Here is an 869-nt window from a genome sequence, read left to right on the forward strand (position 1 = left end):
TAATTTGAGCTGGATATACCTTCATTTGAACCCTTTATTGCTAGTTTATGAAAGTATCATGAAAGCTTTATGAACATCGCTTGAGTTGCCTTTACAGTAGAAAATTTAAGTTTTACACTTTGTGTGAATGATACGTTTTGTATTGAATTAATTATAGAAAGGTACGTTGAAGATGTTTTCAATTGGAAGTGCAATTCTTCATTTTGTCATTGGTGGTATCGCTGTTGCATTAGCTTCAATTATTGCTGATAAGGTAGGTGGTAAGTTAGGAGGTATTATAGCTACTATGCCGGCAGTCTTTCTTGCGGCTATTATCGCATTAGCTTTAGATCATCGTGGTACGCAATTAGTGGAGATGTCGATGAATCTTAGTACTGGAGCAATTGTCGGTATTCTGTCTTGTATATTAACTGTATTTTTGACATCTCTCTATATTAAGCATAAAGGTTATCGGAAAGGCGCAATATTCACAGTTGTTTGTTGGTTTGTTATTTCCCTCGCAATATTCAGTATTAGACATTTATAGTTTGGAAAATGCGTGATAATTAGTTGTATTCAGTTATTAAGTAATAAATTTTTGGAGGCAGAACATCATGAAATTAACATTAATGAAATTTTTTGTGGGGGGATTTGCAGTATTATTAAGTTATATTGTATCTGTAACACTACCTTGGAAAGAATTTGGCGGTATATTTGCAACGTTTCCGGCAGTATTTTTAGTGTCTATGTTTATTACAGGTATGCAATATGGTGATAAAGTCGCTGTGCATGTAAGTCGTGGCGCAGTGTTTGGTATGACAGGGGTATTAGTTTGTATTTTAGTTACATGGATGATGTTACATATGACGCACATGTGGTTGATTAGCATT

The 869-nt window shown here is 34.3% G+C and carries 2 protein-coding genes; both read left to right on the plus strand.

Annotated features, from left to right (window positions below):
* Positions 1-172: 172 nt before the first annotated feature.
* The gene (locus IDG60_RS16725; protein WP_000491382.1) at positions 173-526 is read left to right on the plus strand and encodes a DUF3147 family protein; all 354 of its coding nucleotides are present in this window, start codon (positions 173-175) and stop codon (positions 524-526) included.
* A 67-nt stretch (positions 527-593) separates the two neighbouring features.
* The coding region (locus IDG60_RS16730; RefSeq protein WP_206160959.1) for a DUF3147 family protein at positions 594-869 on the plus strand (276 nt) is incomplete at its 3' end.

This window comes from Staphylococcus sp. EG-SA-2 (genome assembly GCF_017152085.1).

Excerpts from the sequence above, each read along its gene's own strand:
- IDG60_RS16725 (WP_000491382.1), top strand. The coding sequence starts at position 173 with ATGTTTTCAATTGGAAGTGCAATTCTTCATTTTGTCATTGGTGGTATC.